The organism is Bacillus sp. EB106-04-02-XG92 (assembly GCF_058791995.1).
Map to the genome: position 1 here is coordinate 375053 of NZ_JBYTEA010000006.1, position 17835 is coordinate 392887.

18 protein-coding genes are annotated in these 17835 nt (G+C 34.2%); 14 read left to right on the forward strand and 4 right to left on the reverse strand.

Annotated elements, in window-relative coordinates; translation table 11 throughout:
- The first annotated feature begins 2 nt into the window (after positions 1–2).
- The 8 genes from AC3WVA_RS18080 (at position 3) to AC3WVA_RS18115 (ending at position 8853) form a co-directional block, all read left to right on the forward strand.
- Entirely contained in the window at positions 3–1487 is a 1485-nt protein-coding gene (locus AC3WVA_RS18080) for an aldehyde dehydrogenase family protein (RefSeq protein WP_098881126.1), read from the forward strand.
- A gap of 130 nt (positions 1488–1617) precedes the next feature.
- Positions 1618–3108: an alanine/glycine:cation symporter family protein gene (locus AC3WVA_RS18085; RefSeq protein ID WP_098881125.1), complete on the forward strand. Its 1491-nt coding sequence runs from the start codon at positions 1618–1620 to the stop codon at positions 3106–3108.
- Positions 3109–3139: 31 nt separating this feature from the next.
- A complete protein-coding gene (locus AC3WVA_RS18090; RefSeq protein ID WP_180235638.1) occupies positions 3140–3577 on the forward strand; it encodes a carboxymuconolactone decarboxylase family protein in 438 nt (145 codons plus the stop codon).
- Between the two features lie 220 nt (positions 3578–3797).
- Positions 3798–4301 (forward strand): GNAT family N-acetyltransferase, encoded by a 504-nt coding sequence (locus tag AC3WVA_RS18095; RefSeq protein WP_098346957.1) that lies wholly within the window; start codon positions 3798–3800, stop codon positions 4299–4301.
- A 255-nt stretch (positions 4302–4556) separates the two neighbouring features.
- A complete protein-coding gene (locus AC3WVA_RS18100; protein ID WP_098346958.1) occupies positions 4557–5072 on the forward strand; it encodes a DinB family protein in 516 nt (171 codons plus the stop codon).
- A gap of 218 nt (positions 5073–5290) precedes the next feature.
- Positions 5291–5956 (forward strand): lytic polysaccharide monooxygenase, encoded by a 666-nt coding sequence (locus AC3WVA_RS18105; RefSeq protein WP_098346959.1) that lies wholly within the window; start codon positions 5291–5293, stop codon positions 5954–5956.
- 211 nt (positions 5957–6167) lie between these two features.
- Positions 6168–7097: a manganese-dependent inorganic pyrophosphatase gene (ppaC, locus tag AC3WVA_RS18110; protein ID WP_048525918.1), complete on the forward strand. Its 930-nt coding sequence runs from the start codon at positions 6168–6170 to the stop codon at positions 7095–7097.
- Positions 7098–7206: 109 nt separating this feature from the next.
- Positions 7207–8853 carry a M3 family oligoendopeptidase gene (locus tag AC3WVA_RS18115; RefSeq protein WP_195756908.1) on the forward strand — a complete coding sequence of 549 codons (1647 nt, stop codon included), beginning with the start codon at positions 7207–7209 and terminating at the stop codon, positions 8851–8853.
- A gap of 18 nt (positions 8854–8871) precedes the next feature.
- Here the strand turns inward: AC3WVA_RS18115 and AC3WVA_RS18120 are convergent, their stop codons facing one another.
- A complete protein-coding gene (locus tag AC3WVA_RS18120) occupies positions 8872–9069 on the reverse strand; it encodes a DUF4017 family protein (protein ID WP_048525916.1) in 198 nt (65 codons plus the stop codon).
- Positions 9070–9230: 161 nt separating this feature from the next.
- Between AC3WVA_RS18120 and AC3WVA_RS18125 the strand changes: the two genes are divergently transcribed.
- From AC3WVA_RS18125 to AC3WVA_RS18135, 3 genes are all read left to right on the forward strand, one after another.
- On the forward strand, positions 9231–10436 hold the full coding sequence (locus AC3WVA_RS18125; protein ID WP_098881123.1) for a peptide ABC transporter permease: 1206 nt from the start codon (positions 9231–9233) through the stop codon (positions 10434–10436).
- A 20-nt stretch (positions 10437–10456) separates the two neighbouring features.
- Complete coding sequence (locus tag AC3WVA_RS18130; RefSeq protein WP_098881122.1) at positions 10457–10906, forward strand: DUF6884 domain-containing protein; 450 nt, start codon at positions 10457–10459, stop codon at positions 10904–10906.
- 292 nt (positions 10907–11198) lie between these two features.
- The gene (locus AC3WVA_RS18135) at positions 11199–11372 is read left to right on the forward strand and encodes a hypothetical protein (protein ID WP_162230570.1); all 174 of its coding nucleotides are present in this window, start codon (positions 11199–11201) and stop codon (positions 11370–11372) included.
- 2 nt (positions 11373–11374) lie between these two features.
- On the opposite strand, the gene AC3WVA_RS18140 is transcribed toward AC3WVA_RS18135, so the two are convergent.
- The 3 genes from AC3WVA_RS18140 to AC3WVA_RS18150 form a co-directional block, all read right to left on the reverse strand.
- Positions 11375–11827, reverse strand: a complete 453-nt coding sequence (locus AC3WVA_RS18140; RefSeq protein ID WP_098346963.1) for a hypothetical protein — start codon at positions 11825–11827, stop codon at positions 11375–11377.
- A 138-nt stretch (positions 11828–11965) separates the two neighbouring features.
- A complete protein-coding gene (locus tag AC3WVA_RS18145) occupies positions 11966–12322 on the reverse strand; it encodes a hypothetical protein (protein ID WP_000606238.1) in 357 nt (118 codons plus the stop codon).
- 129 nt (positions 12323–12451) lie between these two features.
- The gene (locus tag AC3WVA_RS18150) at positions 12452–13075 is read right to left on the reverse strand and encodes a hypothetical protein (protein ID WP_048525898.1); all 624 of its coding nucleotides are present in this window, start codon (positions 13073–13075) and stop codon (positions 12452–12454) included.
- Positions 13076–14149: 1074 nt separating this feature from the next.
- On the opposite strand from AC3WVA_RS18150, the gene recQ reads away from it, so the two are divergent.
- From recQ to AC3WVA_RS18165, 3 genes are all read left to right on the forward strand, one after another.
- The gene (gene recQ, locus AC3WVA_RS18155; RefSeq protein ID WP_098881705.1) at positions 14150–16267 is read left to right on the forward strand and encodes a DNA helicase RecQ; all 2118 of its coding nucleotides are present in this window, start codon (positions 14150–14152) and stop codon (positions 16265–16267) included.
- A 179-nt stretch (positions 16268–16446) separates the two neighbouring features.
- Positions 16447–16827 carry a gamma-glutamylcyclotransferase family protein gene (locus AC3WVA_RS18160; protein ID WP_098346965.1) on the forward strand — a complete coding sequence of 127 codons (381 nt, stop codon included), beginning with the start codon at positions 16447–16449 and terminating at the stop codon, positions 16825–16827.
- A gap of 187 nt (positions 16828–17014) precedes the next feature.
- A complete protein-coding gene (locus AC3WVA_RS18165; RefSeq protein ID WP_098346966.1) occupies positions 17015–17758 on the forward strand; it encodes a class I SAM-dependent methyltransferase in 744 nt (247 codons plus the stop codon).
- The last annotated feature ends 77 nt before the right edge of the window (positions 17759–17835 follow it).

Consider the following 17835-nt stretch of genomic DNA (forward strand, 5'->3'; position numbering starts at 1 on the left):
ATATGTTAACGACAAACATTGAACTAAGACCAAGAGTAAAAGCGTTTTTAAATGAAGAAATTAAAATGTTTATTAAAGGTGAATTTGTTCCTTCCATTAGCGGGAAGACATTTGAGACATATAATCCAGCAACAGAAGATGTTCTAGCTGTCGTATGCGAAGCGCAAGAAGAAGATATTGATGCCGCAGTTAAAGCAGCAAGATCTGCATTTGAATCAGGACCTTGGGCAGACATGACTACTGCTGAAAGAGCGCACCTTATTTATAAATTAGCAGACTTAATTGAAGAGCATGGGGAAGAATTGGCGCAGTTAGAAGCTTTAGATAACGGGAAACCATATCAAGTAGCACTGGATGATGATATTGCAGCGACTGTAGAAAATTATCGCTATTATGCGGGATGGGCTACGAAAATTATCGGGCAAACAATTCCGATTTCAAAAGATTACTTAAATTACACACGCCATGAACCTGTTGGTGTTGTAGGTCAAATTATTCCTTGGAATTTTCCGCTCGTCATGTCTTCTTGGAAAATGGGAGCTGCACTCGCAACAGGTTGTACAATCGTATTAAAACCAGCAGAACAAACGCCTTTATCGTTATTATATACAGCGAAACTTTTTAAAGAAGCAGGTTTTCCAGATGGTGTCGTAAACTTTGTTCCAGGTTTTGGTCCTGTAGCAGGAGCCGCTATCGTAAACCATCATGATATTGATAAGGTAGCCTTCACAGGTTCAACTGTTACAGGGAAATATATTATGCGTCAATCTGCAGAAACTATTAAACATGTAACGTTAGAACTTGGAGGTAAATCACCAAATATCATTTTAGAAGACGCTGATTTAGAAGAGGCGATTAACGGTGCATTCCAAGGTATTATGTATAATCATGGCCAAAATTGTAGTGCCGGTTCTCGTGTGTTCGTTCACCGAAAACATTACGAAACAGTCGTAAATGAACTAGTGAAAATGGCGAATAACGTGAAACTTGGAGCAGGAATGGAGAAGGAGACGGAAATGGGTCCGCTCGTATCTAAAAAGCAACAAGAGCGTGTGCTACATTACATTGAACAAGGGAAAGCTGAAGGTGCTACTGTTGCTGCTGGTGGTGAACATGCATTTGAAAAAGGGTATTTTGTACAGCCAACGGTATTCACAGATGTTACTGACGATATGACGATAGTTAAGGAAGAAATATTCGGGCCAGTTGTCGTTGTACTTCCATTTGATTCAACGGAAGAGGTAATCGAAAGAGCAAATCGCTCTTCATACGGACTCGCTGCAGGCGTATGGACACAAAATATTAAAACAGGACACCAAGTTGCCAATAAACTAAAAGCAGGAACAGTATGGATTAATGATTATAATTTAGAAAATGCAGCTGCACCATTTGGTGGATTTAAACAATCTGGTATCGGTCGTGAGTTAGGTTCATATGCGCTTGATAACTATACAGAAGTGAAAAGTGTTTGGGTGAATATAAAGTAATAGAGAATCTAACTATTAATAAATAGAGTGATGAAATAATAAGAGATGCGGACAACTGGAAGATTTCATAATAGTTGTCCGTTTTCTTATATATAAAATAGCTTTCAAAAGAATGATAAGGGGGATTTGGATGGAGCAATTAGTAGAGTGGTTAGTAGGGCAAGTATGGAGTATTGGGTTAGTTGTTTTTGCATTAGGAGCAGGCGTGTATTTTACAATTGCAACTCGTTTTCTACAAATTCGTTATTTTAAAGAGATGATTAAACTATTATTTGAAGGGAAAAGCTCGGAGACGGGAATTTCATCCTTTCAAGCATTTTGTTTAGCTTTATCAGGTAGGGTTGGAATAGGTAATATTGCAGGGGTCGCGACAGCTATCGCTTTTGGCGGACCTGGGGCTGTATTTTGGATGTGGATAATGGCTCTTTTAGGGGCAGCAAGTGCATTTGTTGAATCAACATTATCTCAAGTGTATAAAAGTAAAGTCGGAAATGAATACCGCGGTGGTACACCATATTTCATTGAAAAAGGCTTGAAAATGAAATGGTTTGCAGTTATTGTAGCAGTCGTTGTAACACTTTCATATGGCGTTTTATTACCAGGTATTCAATCTAGTAGTATCGCAGTTGGATTTGAAAACTCTAACGGTATTAGTAAATATATAACTGGTTTATTGTTAGTCGTATTATTAGCAGCAATCATTTTTGGCGGTGTTAAGAGAATTGCTGGCGTTTCGCAAATGCTTGTTCCATTTATGGCAATTGGTTATGTAATTGTTACATGTATCGTATTAATTGCGAATGTAACAGAAATTCCTAGTATGTTCGCTTTAATATTCTCTAGTGCTTTTGGTGTAAATGAAATGTTTGGCGGAATCGTCGGTGCAGCAATCGCATGGGGCGTAAAGCGTGCTGTATTTTCAAATGTAGCTGGCGTTGGAGAAGCGACGTATAGCTCCGCTGCTGCTGAAGTATCCCATCCTGCAAAACAAGGGTTAGTTCAAGCGTTTTCTGTATATATCGATACAATTGTTGTATGTACAGCAACAGCTCTTATGATTTTAATAACAGGTATGTATAATGTTATACCTGAAGGAAAAAGCGCTATTGTAAAGAATATAGGGAATGTTGATGCTGGTCCAATCTATACTCAACAAGCAGTTGAAACTGTTATGACTGGGTTTGGTCCGTTATTCATTTCAATCGCAATTTTCTTCTTCGCATTTACAACTTTACTCGCATACTACTATATCGCTGAAACGACACTTACTTATTTAGATCGTGAGCTTAAACATGGCTGGTTAAAACCAGTTTTAAAAATTGGATTTTTAATTATGGTTTACATCGGTAGCGTAGAATCAGCGTCGCTTTTATGGAATCTTGGAGATTTAGGAATTGGTAGTATGGCTTGGTTAAACTTAATCGCGATTCTACTATTAAGTAAAATCGCATTAAAAGTGTTAAAAGATTATGAAGCACAGAAAAAAGAAGGGAAAGATCCAGTATTTGATCCTAAAAAAGCTGGGATTGAAGGATTAGTTTTTTGGGAGGAGAGAAGTAAAGAGATTGAAAGGAAAAACTATAAAGAACAATCAGTAGTGGATGATAGTCTGAAATTATAATTATAATAAACTGAATATTCATTCTTTTCTGGTGATGTATATTGCCTTCTTTTCATCACATACTACAATAGGTACACATAATTGGAATGGGGGTAATAATAAGATGGAACACGAACAATATAGTTCAGTAAATGACGTTCTACATCATTATAAAGAAGGGATCGGTAGTTTTACAAACCAAATTCCTGAAATTGCTGAAACATATAATGCATTCACGCAAGCTTGTTTTCAAGAGGGTGCTTTAACAAAAAGGGAAAAACAACTTATCGCATTAGGAATTAGTCTAGCAACGCAAGATGAATATTGTACCGTTTATCATACAAAAGGTTGCCTTGATCAAGGGTGTTCAGATAAAGAAATTTTGGAAGCATGTGGTGTATCAGCAGCATTTGCTGGCGGAGCTGCAATGAGTCAAGCGGTAACTTTAGTACAGGAATGTTTAACAGAACTGAAAAATCAAAAGCATTGAATAGAAAAAAACGTTTTAAACTTTATGTTTAAAACGTTTTTTTATGTGAAATTAAATTTGTATTCACTTTAATTATTCTATGTCTTTATAAATTGATTTCTCTACATCAGAAAGAATTTTGTATATGCTTTTACCAATTATAGATTCTAATAATTTCATCTTAGTATTTCATTGTTCCTTCGTTTAAAATTGGTACAATGAAACAAAAGGGGGATTAGTAATGCAAAATATAGTAATTGAAGAAATTAAGCAAATAAAAGATGATGTGGAAGAGCTTTCTAAACTTTTGAAAACGGTTGTAGATGATGGGGCGTCAATTGGTTTTTTACCTCCACTGGATCAAAAAGAATCAGCGAAGTATTGGGAAACTGTTTTAGCACCAGAAGTGATCTTGTATGTTGCTAAAATAAATAATGAAGTGGCAGGGAGTATTCAATTACATTTAGTTACAAAGCCTAATGGGATTCATAGAGCTGAAATTTGCAAGTTAATGACTCACCCGAACTTTAGACGTAACGGCATTGGACGTTCGCTTATGCAAAAAGCAGAGGAAAGAGCAAAGCAAGAAAATAGGTCTCTTATAGTGCTAGATACGAGAGAAGGAGACCCTTCTAATAGATTGTATAAATCATTAGACTATAAAGAAGTTGGAAAAATACCAGAATACGCAATATCTCCAAAGGGTAATTTAGATGCAACGGTTATTTATTATAAAATGATTTAGTATTTTTATTTAAAAAGAGGGATATTTTCAAACGAAAAATCTGTTATTAGGTCTGAGTATTGATTTGTAAAAAGATTGAAACCCCCCTGTATAATAGGGGTTTTCTTTTCATTCATTAACTTCATATTGAATGTTCAATTTGAGGACCAATTTGTATAAGGTTTTAACAGTTGTATAAGAGGTATTACTTAAATAGGAATTTTGAAGTCTTTTGGTGAATATAAAATGTTAATCTAAAAGATGGAGGTTGCTGTGATGTTGAAACTGTTTCAATATAACTGGCAAGTTCGTGATGATTGGTTTACATGGTGCGAAGACATATCGACCGAAGAACTGGTAAAGAAACGGGTCGGTGGATTTGGCAGTATACTACATACCCTATTTCATATTGTAGATGTGGAATATATGTGGATCTTAGGGTTGCGTGGTGAATCAGTGCCTGAGGAGCCATTGTTTAAAGAGTATGCCAGCTTACAAAAAGTGAAAAATCTTTCAGCTCAATACCACGGGAAAGTGAAGCCATTTGTGACCTCTTGGACAAATGAAATGGATTCTCGGAAACTTTCAAAAGCTGACTTCAATGAAGAGCCGATTAGCTCAAGAGACGCACCAATTAGGCGCCGAGTCATTGAATGTACACACGGAGAGTTAATACGTCATGTCATCGTCCACGAAATCCATCATATCGGCCAGTTATCTATATGGGCACGTGAAATCGGAAAGGAGCCAGTTTCCGCAAATCTGAGAGGGAGAGGGCTATTTGATAACTAGACTAACTTTGCCAATTTCGTAATTTATTTAACACCGTCTATATTTCTCTAGCGGTGTTATTTGAATGTATCAATAAAATTTATTTAATGTGCTAAATGAATTTGAGAAAGTTTTTAGAGGGTTCTTTTCGTTATGATCTTCGACTTATAATGGATGTAGAGAAGATGACTAGCCAACTATAGTTATTTTCGCTTTATTATGGGAAAGGGGATGACGAAATGAAAACGAAAGGTTTACAGAAGGTGAAGAAAGTTATATTAAGTGGTGGCATATTACTTACGGGATTGTTAACTTTCGGTTTTTCAGAAAAAGCTTCCGCTCATGGATACGTTGAATCACCAGCGAGCCGTTCTTATTTATGTAAGCAAGGGGTAAATGTAAACTGCGGACCAATTCAATATGAGCCGCAAAGTGTAGAAGGAATAGGTGGATTCCCGCAATTAGGACCTTCTGATGGACAAATTGCAGGAGCTGGCCATTTCCCTGCTTTAGACGTTCAAACAGTTGATAGGTGGAAGAAAGTTACGTTAAACGGCGGCGCGAATACATTTAAGTGGAAATTAACCGCACCTCATAGTACGAAAGAATGGAAATACTATATTACGAAAAAAGATTGGAATCCAAATAAACCTTTAACAAGATCTGATTTAGATTTAGTACCATTCTATGTAAAAAATGATGGAGGAGCTAGACCAGGAACTTCGGTAACACATGAAGCAAGTGTGCCTACTGATAGAAATGGATATCACCTTATTTTAGCTGTGTGGGAAATTGCAGATACTGGGAATGCATTTTATCAAGTTATAGATGTCAACCTTGTAAATAACGGTTTAGCATCAAATTTTCCGCTAAACCATGTAGTGCAAGCTCCTAGCTTATTTTAAATAAAGTGAAACTTTAACCAGTAGGGGTCTTACTGGCCATTAAAGTGGGATAAAATATACATTTTGATCATCTAATTTATTTTAGATGATCTTTTTTTATGAAAAACGATGAAAAATATAGAAGAAAGTGCAATTATTTATAAAAAATTATGCTTTAAATATTGTCATATTTGCTTCTTTAAGATATCCTTTTCATGAAGAGGTGGAAAACATGGAAAAAGTACTAGTTTTCGGGCATAAAAACCCAGATACAGATGCAATTTGTTCTGCAATTGCTTATGCAGAATTGAAAAAAGAATTAGGAATGAATGCTGAGCCTGTACGTTTAGGTGAAATCAGCGGTGAAACTCAATTTGCGTTAGACTATTTTAAAGTAGAAGGACCGCGTTTTGTTGAGACAGTTGCAAGCGAAGTGAACAACGTTATTTTAGTTGATCATAACGAGCGTCAACAAAGTGCTAACGATATCGAATCTGTTCGTGTGTTAGAAGTTATTGACCATCACCGTATTGCTAACTTTGAAACAAGCGATCCTATTTACTACCGTTGTGAGCCAGTTGGTTGTACGGCTACAATCTTAAACAAAATGTACAAAGAAAACGGTGTTACAATTCGTAAAGAAGTTGCAGGTTTAATGTTATCTGCAATCATTTCAGATTCTTTACTATTCAAATCTCCAACTTGCACAGAACAAGACGTAGCAGCAGCTCGTGAATTAGCGGAAATCGCTGGTGTAGATGCTGATAACTACGGCTTAGAAATGTTAAAAGCTGGTGCTGACTTAAGCGGAAAAACAATGGAGCAATTAATCTCTCTTGACGCTAAAGAATTCCAAATGGGTAATGCGAAAGTTGAAATCGCACAAGTAAACGCTGTTGATACAAACGACGTTCTTGTACACCAAGCGGAACTTGAAAAAGTTATCTCTGCAGTAGTAGAAGAAAAAGGTTTAGACCTATTCTTATTCGTTGTAACGGATATCTTAACTAACGATTCTGTTGGTCTTGCGATCGGTAAAGCAGCAAACGTTGTTGAGAAAGCATACAACGTATCTTTAGAAAACAACACTGCTACTTTAAAAGGTGTTGTATCTCGTAAAAAACAAATCGTACCAGTATTAACAGAAGCATTCCAAGCTTAATAGTATTGAGTATGGTTTAACAAAAAAGGACAAGTAGTCGGATTGGCTACTTGTCCTTTTTTATCTCTTGAAAACAGAAAAATCAAAATTTAAAATAGGAGGATTGTGTATGTTTAATGATTTAGAAAGGAGATTACAGTTACTTTTAGAGCGAAATATTGCTTCTGTTTCAGAATTAGAGAGTTGGCTTTTTGATGAACGGCGTGTAACTGCTGAAATAGAAGAGGAGATAACAAGTAGTTTAATCGCCACGTATAGAGATACAAATGATAGAAATATACGTGATTTACATATGTATAATCAAAATACAATTCAACCGCTTTTAAAAAGTTACAATGCAAAATTTGACGAGAAATTTAGAGAGTGTCCGTTATCCGGCGTATTAGATGAGCAGAAATACGGATTTATGAAAAAAGCAAGGGTGGTGAAGAGTAAAATGTTTAATGAAAAGAACGTTACTCTTTCCATAAAAGAGCAAGAGCTAATTACGAAATATAGAGAAATAATGTCAAACATAACTATAAATTGGGAAGGCGAGCAAAAGACGTATGCATACGTAAAAGCAAAGTTAGATAACTCTAATAGAGCTATTCGTGAAAAAGCTTGGTATGCTTTATGTGAAGCAAGAAGTGAAGTGAAAATAGAAATAGATTGTATTATGAATGAACTCGTACAATTACGAAATGAGATCGCTTTACATGCAGGATTTAATAATTATAGTGAATATGCTTTCAAACAAAAAAATAGAGATTATAGTATTGAAGAGTGTTATAAGCTTCATGAATCTATAGAAAAGTATATTGTGCCAATATGGGAGCAATTAGGAAGTCTTTCTAAAAAGAATCTAGGTGTAAAAAGATATCGTCCTTGGGATCTTACTCCATGTAATATACCAAAAGCTCCATTTCAAAATGCCATTGATTTATTGGATGGGGTGGAAGAAATGTTTCGGAAGACAGATTTATATTTTCATGAGAAATTTATTCATATAAGGAAAGAAGGATTCGTTGACGTAGAAGAACGTGAAAATAAAGCGCCAGGAGCAGCTTGTTTTACCTTGCCTCATAGTAAAGAGGTTTTTGTGTATTCTAATTTTAGTCCATCATTTTATGCGATTAACGCGCTCATACATGAAGTGGGACATGCATTTCATTTTTATAAACAATTTAACAATGATAGTAGTATGCAGGAAAGATATCTTCGTGAAGAGGTGGCTGAGCTTTATTCCCTCAGTCTTGAGTTATTAGTAATGGATAAGCTTACTATTTTTTATAAGCGAGAGGATGAATATAAAGAAGCACAGCGCGTACAATTGTATCGTGCTTTGTCTTTATTAATGTCGTCAATTGCAGGAGATGTATTTCAGCACTGGCTGTATACAAATCCAAACCATACTCCAGAAGAACGTGATAAGAAATATATGGAACTATGTGAAAGGTATCAATATTCATCAGTCGATATTGTCGGATTAGAAGATGAAATTGGTTCAAGTTGGTTAGAATCATTTCATATTATTCAGTTTCCTTTTTATAAAATTGAATATACAATTGCACAAATAGGGGCAATGCAATTATTTCAAATGTACCGGGAAGATCCAGAAAAAGCGATTGATTTCTTTAAAGAGGGAGCATGTGCAGATTGGAATTTACCTATACAAGTAATATATGAAAAAACAGGTGTCACGTTTGATTTTTCGGAAGAAAGGATAGAAAGTACTGCAAGTGTAATTTTTGATCTGATTCATGAATTAAAATAAGGATAGCATTAGCTATCCTTATAACTGTTTGTTTGTAGATTTTTTCTTGTTTATATAAAATGTAATAATAGCTGTAATGAGAAAAATAGGTATAGCATACGCTTGCCCAACAAACAACTTCCAGCCAACATGATTATAACCTTGAGATGCTGGAGCAATCATAGCGATTATGCAAACAATAATATAGAGTACTAGTGCAGGGAGTATATTTTTCATTTGTTCACCTCCTTTTCATAAAATCATCACATGTACATTTATATAATACATTATAGTTTGAGAAAAGATATATGTTTTTCTAACATTTATGTAAATAAAAGGGTTTATTTTAAGTGGAATAGAATAGGTGTATGTAGAATGATATAGGGGTGTTACATATAATGAACAATATACTAAACCGAATAAGGCAAGATATAAATATGGATTTATTAAATGGGCTATGGTCTGGTTTTAAGAGGACTGCATTTGCATTATATAATGATGAATATGTGTATGTATTTCATCATCCATTATTTTTAAAAGATGATGGTGAGTATGCCGTTTTAAAGCGAGATGAACAATTTAAGGCTGATACATTTATCCTATTAAAAGATTATCCGACTGCCATCGTGAATATGAAAAGGCATAGAGATTATGAAAGTTTACTTGCAGTTGTGGTGCATGAACTTTTTCATTGCTATCAATATTTGAATAGAGAAAGTAGATTTCCAAATGAATCTTTAGGCTTTCAATATCCTATAACAGAAGAAAATATAGAATTGCGAAATAAAGAGCGAATCTGTTTATATAATGCTGTGCACTGTAAGTCACAAGTTGAGAAAAATAATTATATTAAGCAATTTATTGAATTAAGAGAACAAAGAGCTCATTTTATAAAAGAAGAGTTTATAACTTATGAGTGTATGGTTGAAAGTATAGAGGGGCCTGCTTGGTATGTTGAAATGAACGCCCACATTGAAGTATGTAAAAATGATGAAAGTAAAACATTACGAAAATATAGCGGACTTATTTTAGATACATATGATGCTAATTATCACATTAGGAAGAGCTGCTATAGCTCAGGAATGCTTTTATGTTTATTATTAGATGAAATCCATCCTGCATGGAAAACGAACTTCTTTAATAGTGATAAATCGTTATATGCTTTTTTAAAACAAAATTTTAATGATGTTTTAAGTTTAAATAATGAATTTGCAATAAGCAAAGAAACGAAGCAAATTCTTCATTTTGTTCAAAAGGAAAGAGACAAGGAATTTAAACAATTTTATAAGGAAAAAGGACATCATTTGTATCTTGTAGGGAATATACAATTAAATTCGTTTAATCCAATGAATGTAAAATTAAACAAAAATAAAGCGTTACATAAAACCTTTTTAAGTGTACGTATACATAATAAAACATATATGATAAATCAACCTGTTTTAGCATATTTTGAAGAAGATTTTAAAAATATGACACTAGTTCATATTATAATGAATGAAAAGCCGATAGAAACGAATAATGGTTGGAACGTAGTGGGCATTGGTGATATAGAAGCTGAGTATGAAGAAGAAGAGAATTCTATATTTTTATATTTAAAAAGTTAGAAGTGAGGTAAGAAATTTAAATGAAAAGGTTATGCATAATTCCATGCGGGAAAAAGAAAATTTGGGATAAGTATCCGGATTACGGGCCGATGGAGGTAAAAGATGTATATATTAGTCCATTCGGAAAAGCGTGTCAGGCGTATGCAACTATGTTTTTTGAGAATTGGGTTATATTATCAGCGAAGCATGGATTTTTAAGACCAAATGATATTGTACTAGAAAACTATGATCTTGCCTTTGATTCAAAGAGCGATGAAATTATTAGTATGGAACAATTAAAACAACAAATGATTGAAAAAGACTTGCTTCAGTTTGATGAAATTGTTTTACTTGCAGGCAAGAAGCATAAAAAAGTAGTGACACAATTATATCCAGAAGAAATCATAACGTTTCCGTTAGCAGGATGTAAAGGAATTGGGTATATGTTGCAGAGATTGAAAGGGGCTGTGGGAGAAGGAAAGGAACTATAGCCAATTTTTTGTGTGATATATATTGTGAGCGAGAAGAAAATACATATAAATTTAAAGCCTAAATATTGGGCCTTTTTCTTTGGAGTAATCCCTTTAAATATATAAGATACAACAAATAAAAAAGTATAACATTTATAATTATACTTATGAAACTAGAATATAGACTAGCAAACAAACCTCTTTCTACTTTTCATCATAGAATATGATGAATTCTATTTAGGAGGAGGTATGTTTATGGGGAATCATTGTAATTGCAGGCGTTCATTTTGGGACGATTTAATGTTCGGAAGATGTGGATGTAAATGCAGGAATTGTCACGAATGTCGTTGCAAAGAGAAACCGAAATGCGATTGTGACGAGTGTTGCTGCAAGGAGAAACCGAAGTGTGATTGTGAAAAATGTCATTGTAAACATGAAGGGTATTAATAATAAAAAAGAGTACGTTACGTACTCTTTAATTTTATAATATTAAATTTCATCTTGAACAGATTTTTTTACAATTTCCCACGTATCTTGTTTTTTAATCTGTATAGATACATTAGTTCCGGTAGAATCCGTATAAAAGATATATCCATTTTTTTCATCCAGATATGTCAATGGTTCACCTATGCAATCTCGCGAACAAGAAGTATTAATTAGCTCGAGTAATGAAAGTTCGCTCGGATCGGTTTTACTTGCATCTATTATAGTATCAAGGTCTGTTTTACGATAACCTTGTAAATTTACATGAAAATTCTGTTCGACTTCACCTGTAATGCTAGTATTCATTACTTCCACAGAATTCTTCTTTTCTTGAATAAATCCATTCTCATAAAGTAATTTTGTATATCCAAGCCATGCGATTAAAACTAGCACGATAAACATACTACATATTTTCAATGTTCGGAGCCGTTTACTAACAATCGATTCTGAGTATTTCATTCAGTTTAATCCTCCAATGTTTTTAATTAAAAGTATGCCTAGATACATATTTTTAGAAGAAGGATAGAACTTAACGAGTTCTAGATTCAAAAAAGAAAGCATCTAAAGTTAGATGCTTTCTTTTTTGCGTATTTTACACTATCTGTTCGTTACTTGTTTCATAAGTGGTCTAATTTCTTTAACGGGTGGTTTTTTATCATAGGCATCAACGTAAGAGAAATAGTAATTTAAGTTTCTGAGAAGACCTTTTCCTATTTTAGCGCTCAAGAACGGAAATACTTGTCCAGTATAATCATCGAGAGATTTACAATAATATTTTTCATCTAGATAAATACTGTATTTACATGTTAGTTCTACTAGTGAGTTTCCTTCATCATCAATTACTTCCTTAGAATCAATAATGTCTATTAATGCGAATTTTTCATTTAGATAAACTTTCTTCTTTTTCTCGTGTTTATTTGTGAGTATAAATACGAGACCAATGGCGTTAATCAAAAAATTTCCTCCTATAAAAAACGGATATTAATAAAATATATCGATATGCGCTAAATGTAAAGAGGCGAGGTGAAATTTCACTGATAGAAAGTTTAATAAGCCGATTTGTTTTTTCAAATCGGCTTATTATTATTGAAACACTTGCGGGAATTGTTTTACGATTGCGTTTGTTATCATGTCGGACATTTCTAAAGCTTCTTTTTCAATTTTATCGTATAGTTTTATGCTTGCTTCAAAATCTTTATTTAGGAAGGCAAGTGCTTCTGCTTTTGTTAATGCTAAATGTTCATAAAACATTTTTCTAAATTCTTCTTTTTCTATATAGGGGTTGATGCTAGTAAGAAATGTCACAATTTCATCACCGTTAGCGTACCATTTTTTCTCTATAGCAGCAGCTGCACTTTGATCACCAGCTTTTGCAGCTTTAACAAGATCCGCAGCAATGACTAAGTGGTCTTTAATGAGTGCACTATATTTTTTCACAGCATCCTCACCATAGAATGGTTCTAGAGATAGTCCCATATGTGTGGCGTTTTGAAGGAGACGCCCAACTGTTACGTTAACGTCTGGTAAATGAAAGACAATACTTATAATAGCTAATCTCGTCCAAGCGACATGTTGTTCCCATAAAGAACGCATATAACCTTTTAAAAAGTTCTCGTTTTTACTAATTCGGTAATTACGTACAGATGTATCGAAGTTTACATAAGGGTTTTGATAAGGGGAGTAATACGATTGCCAATAAGTATACATAAACAGTAACACTCCTTTGAACATGTATAAATCAAAGTATGATGGGAATTTATTTTTAGTTACGTGTCCTAGATTAATTTCAGAAATTCATATAGAAAAGGTAAATAATTCAATTGTGTTATATATAAATAAAATGAATACAAAGTAAAAGAGGCTCTGCAAGGGAAGTTGCAGAGCCTCTAAAGGGTATTGCCGAGATGTCGGACTCGACTACGTAATATTATCATAAAATTCACTTAAAAAAACCTGGTAAATGTGTCCAAATGAAAGTGGGTCTTTAATACAGTCATCAAAGGGATCTGCTTCCCGCGGCAGATCCCTTTAACTAGATAATGTTGATGAGCAAAAACTCATCTGGAGTACCTTTATAGTAACAATTGAAAAACGTTTTGTGTATTGAGAAAAAAAGAATTGAATAATTAAATATTGAACATTCATAGTTTACTTTTGTGATTATCACCATTTGTTGTGAGTGGAGTATGATTATAAAATGGAGAAAAGATTTACAAGCACAACAAAAAGTGTACTGAAATATAAAATAATCAAAAAAGGCCTGCTTATATAAGCAGGTCAACTTAAAGGGTTTATCCAATAGAATATTTCATATGATATCAATTGTATTGTATTAAGTCTATAAGGTATATATTGAAAAAATTTTTGTGAATGATATATTTGGCACACGAATTAACGTTTAAAAAGTCGAGAAAGAAAATAAAAAAGTTTTCTATAAGAAAATAATGGCTGGTACTTATAATACGATTCATATTTCCATGCACCATGATTTGAGAATTGGAGTTGATTCGGTACGGCTTTCTGATTAATGGAACTAATATTACAGTGCTTCATATAGTAACCTCCTAAATTCATATGTATAAGATTAGTAGTATTCAAGGAAGGTTAATAAAATGTGTATTTATCCTGAAATTTTTTTAGTGGCTATCAACCTTTAAAACATAAAGAAGTATAAAATAATGAAAAAGCAAGCTGCTAGTCATGTATTCATCACTTTCAAGACGCTTAAGTGATGATATAATAGGAGTAGATGAAAGATAAAGAAAAGCAGGTGACTCTTTTTTGTTTACAAAAGCACAAGAACTTTTAGCGTCTTATTTCGGTTATTCGTCATTCCGAAGAGGACAAGATGAAACAATTAAAAATGTATTAGATGGGAAAGATACGGTTTGTATTATGCCTACGGGCGGTGGTAAGTCAATTTGTTATCAAATCCCCGCATTAGTATTCGAAGGAACGACGTTAGTTATATCGCCATTAATATCACTTATGAAAGACCAAGTAGATACATTAGTACAAAATGGTATTTCAGCTACTTATATTAATAGTTCTATTTCTATTACAGAAGCGAATCAACGAATTCAATTAGCGAAACAAGGCCATTATAAGTTACTTTATGTAGCGCCTGAGCGACTTGATTCAATGGAGTTTGTTGACCAACTTATCGATATGAAAATCCCGATGATTGCAATTGATGAGGCGCACTGTATTTCGCAGTGGGGACATGATTTCCGTCCAAGTTATTTACATATACACCGCATATTAGATTATCTTCCAGAGAAGCCACTCGTATTAGCATTAACTGCTACGGCAACACCACAAGTGCGTGATGATATTTGCAATACGCTTGGAATTAATCAAGAAAACACGATTATGACAACTTTTGAGCGTGAGAACTTATCATTTTCTGTTATTAAAGGACAAGATCGTCATGCATATTTAGCGGATTATATTCGTCAAAATCAAAAAGAATCTGGGATTATATATGCGGCTACTAGAAAAGTAGTTGATCAATTATATGAGGATTTAATGAAAGCGGGAGTTTCTGTTTCAAAATATCATGCTGGTATGAGTGATAACGATCGAAATGAGCAGCAAGAACTCTTTTTACGTGATGAAGTGAGTGTAATGGTAGCCACATCTGCATTCGGGATGGGGATTGATAAATCGAATATTCGTTACGTTATCCATTATCAACTGCCAAAAAACATGGAAAGTTATTACCAAGAAGCAGGACGTGCAGGACGTGACGGTTTAGATAGTGCATGTATATTGCTATATTCTTCTCAAGATGTGCAAGTACAACGGTTTTTAATTGACCAATCGACAGGAGAATCTCGTTTTTCAAATGAACTTGAAAAACTGCAAAATATGACTGACTACTGTCATACAGAACAATGTTTACAATCATTTATTTTGCAATACTTTGGAGAAGAGCCGAATGAAGATTGTGGCCGCTGCGGTAATTGTACGGACGACCGCGAAAGTATCGATGTGACAAGAGAATCACAAATGGTTCTATCATGCATGATTAGGACGAACCAACGATTTGGAAAACAAATGATTGCACAAGTTTTAACTGGTTCGAAAAATAAGAAAGTGATTGAATTTAATTTTCATACTTTACCAACATACGGTTTACTATCAAATCGTAGCGTAAAAGAAGTCAGTGAATTTATTGAGTTTTTAATTTCAGATGAGTTAATCGCAGTTGAACATGGTACGTATCCGACATTAAAAGTAACGGAAAAAGGAAAAGAAGTGTTACTTGGTAAAGAGAATGTTTTACGTAAAGAACGAGTAGAGACGAGACAAATTGTTCAAGATCATCCTTTATTTGAAGTACTTCGCGAAGTACGTAAAGAAATTGCGCAAGGAGAAGGTGTACCTCCATTCGTTATTTTCTCTGACCAAACGTTGAAAGATATGTGCGCGAAAATGCCGCAAAGTGACTCTGAACTTTTAACTGTAAAAGGAATTGGCGAACATAAACTTATGAAGTATGGTTCTCACTTCTTACAAGCAGTTCAGCACTTTATTGAGGAAAATCCAAACTATGCTGAAACAGTTAAGGCAGAAGTGGTGACAGAGCGGAAAAAGTCAGGGAAAGCTTCAGCAAATTCTCATCTAGAAACGTATGAAATGTATAAACAAGGCATTGATTTAAATGAAATTGCGAAAGAACGTAGCTTATCAAGGCAAACAATTGAAAATCATTTAATTCGTTGTTTTGAAGATGGACTGGAAGTGGACTGGAACAGTTTTGTGCCTGCACAATATGAATCACTGATTGAAACTGCCGTTCAAAATGCAGAGGGTGGTCTGAAATCGATTAAGGAACAACTTCCAAATGAAGTGAGTTACTTTATGATTCGTGCTTATTTACAAATTAGAAAGTAGAGACATATAAAGTGAAACTTTAATCAGTGGGGGTTTTCTTCATCCCCCACTGATTATCAGCCCTCACCAATCGGACTTTAATGGGCAGCCCGACCCCCACCTAACTTCTTTGCTTTCGCTGAATTTTGAGGTGGGGGGTCTTACTGCCCATTAAACCGGAATAAAGGGGATAGGAATATATGTATCACGTTTTTGTGTATGGCACGTTAAGAAAAGAGCAAACGAATGCTCATTTTATGCAAGGTGCAAAATGCATCGCAGACGGGGCATGGACGTATGGCAAATTATTTGATACAAACGAAGGGTATCCAGCGATGATTTGTTCAAATAAGGATAAAGTATATGGAGAAGTTTATGAAGTGAGTGATGATGTACTGCAAAAATTAGATGAACTGGAAGAATACACAGGTAATGCAGAGAGTGATTTATATGACCGAATCACCGAAACGATTTATTTAGGTGATAGAGAAATACGTGCATTTGTGTATGTCGCTCAAGATAAAGAGATGCTAAAGAAAGTTATCATTTCTGGTGATTGGGTGAAGCATCAACAAGGATAATAAAGGCAGCCGTAGAAGCAGATAGTGGGAACATCCATTATCTGCTTTTTTATTTTAGTACTTTAAAAATTCTTATTATTTAGATAAAATGAAAATATAGGAAAATCAAAAGGAGGATTTTTCATGGGTATCAGAAATTTAGTTTCTCACCTGTAGTAGAAAAATAATATACAGGAGGAGAATAGTAATGAACGAATCAAATGTAAAAGAATTTTATAAAAAACAATTTGAACTACTAAGCTATGATGTAAATAATGAAAATTGGTTACAGGAAGTTGCTAAAGAAGTACAAGAACAAGTTGGATATACATTTCAGTCGATGTTAGAGCTAGGAGCAGGAAATGGTGGATTTGCAAGAGCGATGTCTAATTTGAATGTAAAGATGACTACAGTTGAGCTTGTACGAGAGTTAGTTATGTTTGCGAAAGAATATTCTACTAATGATATTGCTATTCATTGCGCTGATTTTTATAAAATTAATTTTGAAGAAAAGTTCGATGTCGTTACTTATTTGGATGGATTTGGTGTAGGAACGGATGCAGAACAATTATTTTTATTAAAACGCATCCATAGTTGGTTGAAAGATGATGGGTGTGCACTTATTGATATTTATCAACCTTTATATTGGGAAAAAGCAAATGGACAAGAAATGCCGATATATTCTGCAATGCGAAAATATGAATATGATAGTGAAAATGCTAGAATGCTGGACCATTGGTGGGAAACGGATTCTTCAAATGATATTGTGACACAATCTTTACGTTGCTATACTATAGATGAGATTAATAATTTATGTGCAGAGGCTCGTTTCAGTATAGTTGGGATTTTCCCAGGAGGGGCGTATGACTTTGAAGAGAGAAAATATAAAGAGCAAGCGTCATTAAATGAATGTTTATCATATCGTATAAAAGTAAAAAAGAGTAAGGATTAATGAAGTGACCCCTAAAAGTTAGACACGGTTATTTCATTAGGCAGCTTGATAAAAGTGAGTCCGGTATTGTACCGGGC

Coding starts and splice junctions, on each gene's coding strand:
- AC3WVA_RS18080 (WP_098881126.1), top strand. CDS start 3: ATGTTAACGACAAACATTGAACTAAGACCAAGAGTAAAAGCGTTTTTA.
- AC3WVA_RS18100 (WP_098346958.1), top strand. CDS start 4,557: ATGTTGAAACTGTTTCAATATAACTGGCAAGTTCGTGATGATTGGTTT.
- AC3WVA_RS18120 (WP_048525916.1), bottom strand. CDS start 9,069: ATGAAAAATATACTCCCTGCACTAGTACTCTATATTATTGTTTGCATA.
- AC3WVA_RS18165 (WP_098346966.1), top strand. CDS start 17,015: ATGAACGAATCAAATGTAAAAGAATTTTATAAAAAACAATTTGAACTA.
- AC3WVA_RS18150 (WP_048525898.1), bottom strand. CDS start 13,075: ATGTATACTTATTGGCAATCGTATTACTCCCCTTATCAAAACCCTTAT.
- AC3WVA_RS18140 (WP_098346963.1), bottom strand. CDS start 11,827: ATGAAATACTCAGAATCGATTGTTAGTAAACGGCTCCGAACATTGAAA.
- AC3WVA_RS18085 (WP_098881125.1), top strand. CDS start 1,618: ATGGAGCAATTAGTAGAGTGGTTAGTAGGGCAAGTATGGAGTATTGGG.
- AC3WVA_RS18160 (WP_098346965.1), top strand. CDS start 16,447: ATGTATCACGTTTTTGTGTATGGCACGTTAAGAAAAGAGCAAACGAAT.
- AC3WVA_RS18115 (WP_195756908.1), top strand. CDS start 7,207: ATGTTTAATGATTTAGAAAGGAGATTACAGTTACTTTTAGAGCGAAAT.
- AC3WVA_RS18105 (WP_098346959.1), top strand. CDS start 5,291: ATGAAAACGAAAGGTTTACAGAAGGTGAAGAAAGTTATATTAAGTGGT.
- AC3WVA_RS18130 (WP_098881122.1), top strand. CDS start 10,457: ATGAAAAGGTTATGCATAATTCCATGCGGGAAAAAGAAAATTTGGGAT.
- AC3WVA_RS18125 (WP_098881123.1), top strand. CDS start 9,231: ATGAACAATATACTAAACCGAATAAGGCAAGATATAAATATGGATTTA.
- AC3WVA_RS18095 (WP_098346957.1), top strand. CDS start 3,798: ATGCAAAATATAGTAATTGAAGAAATTAAGCAAATAAAAGATGATGTG.
- ppaC (WP_048525918.1), top strand. CDS start 6,168: ATGGAAAAAGTACTAGTTTTCGGGCATAAAAACCCAGATACAGATGCA.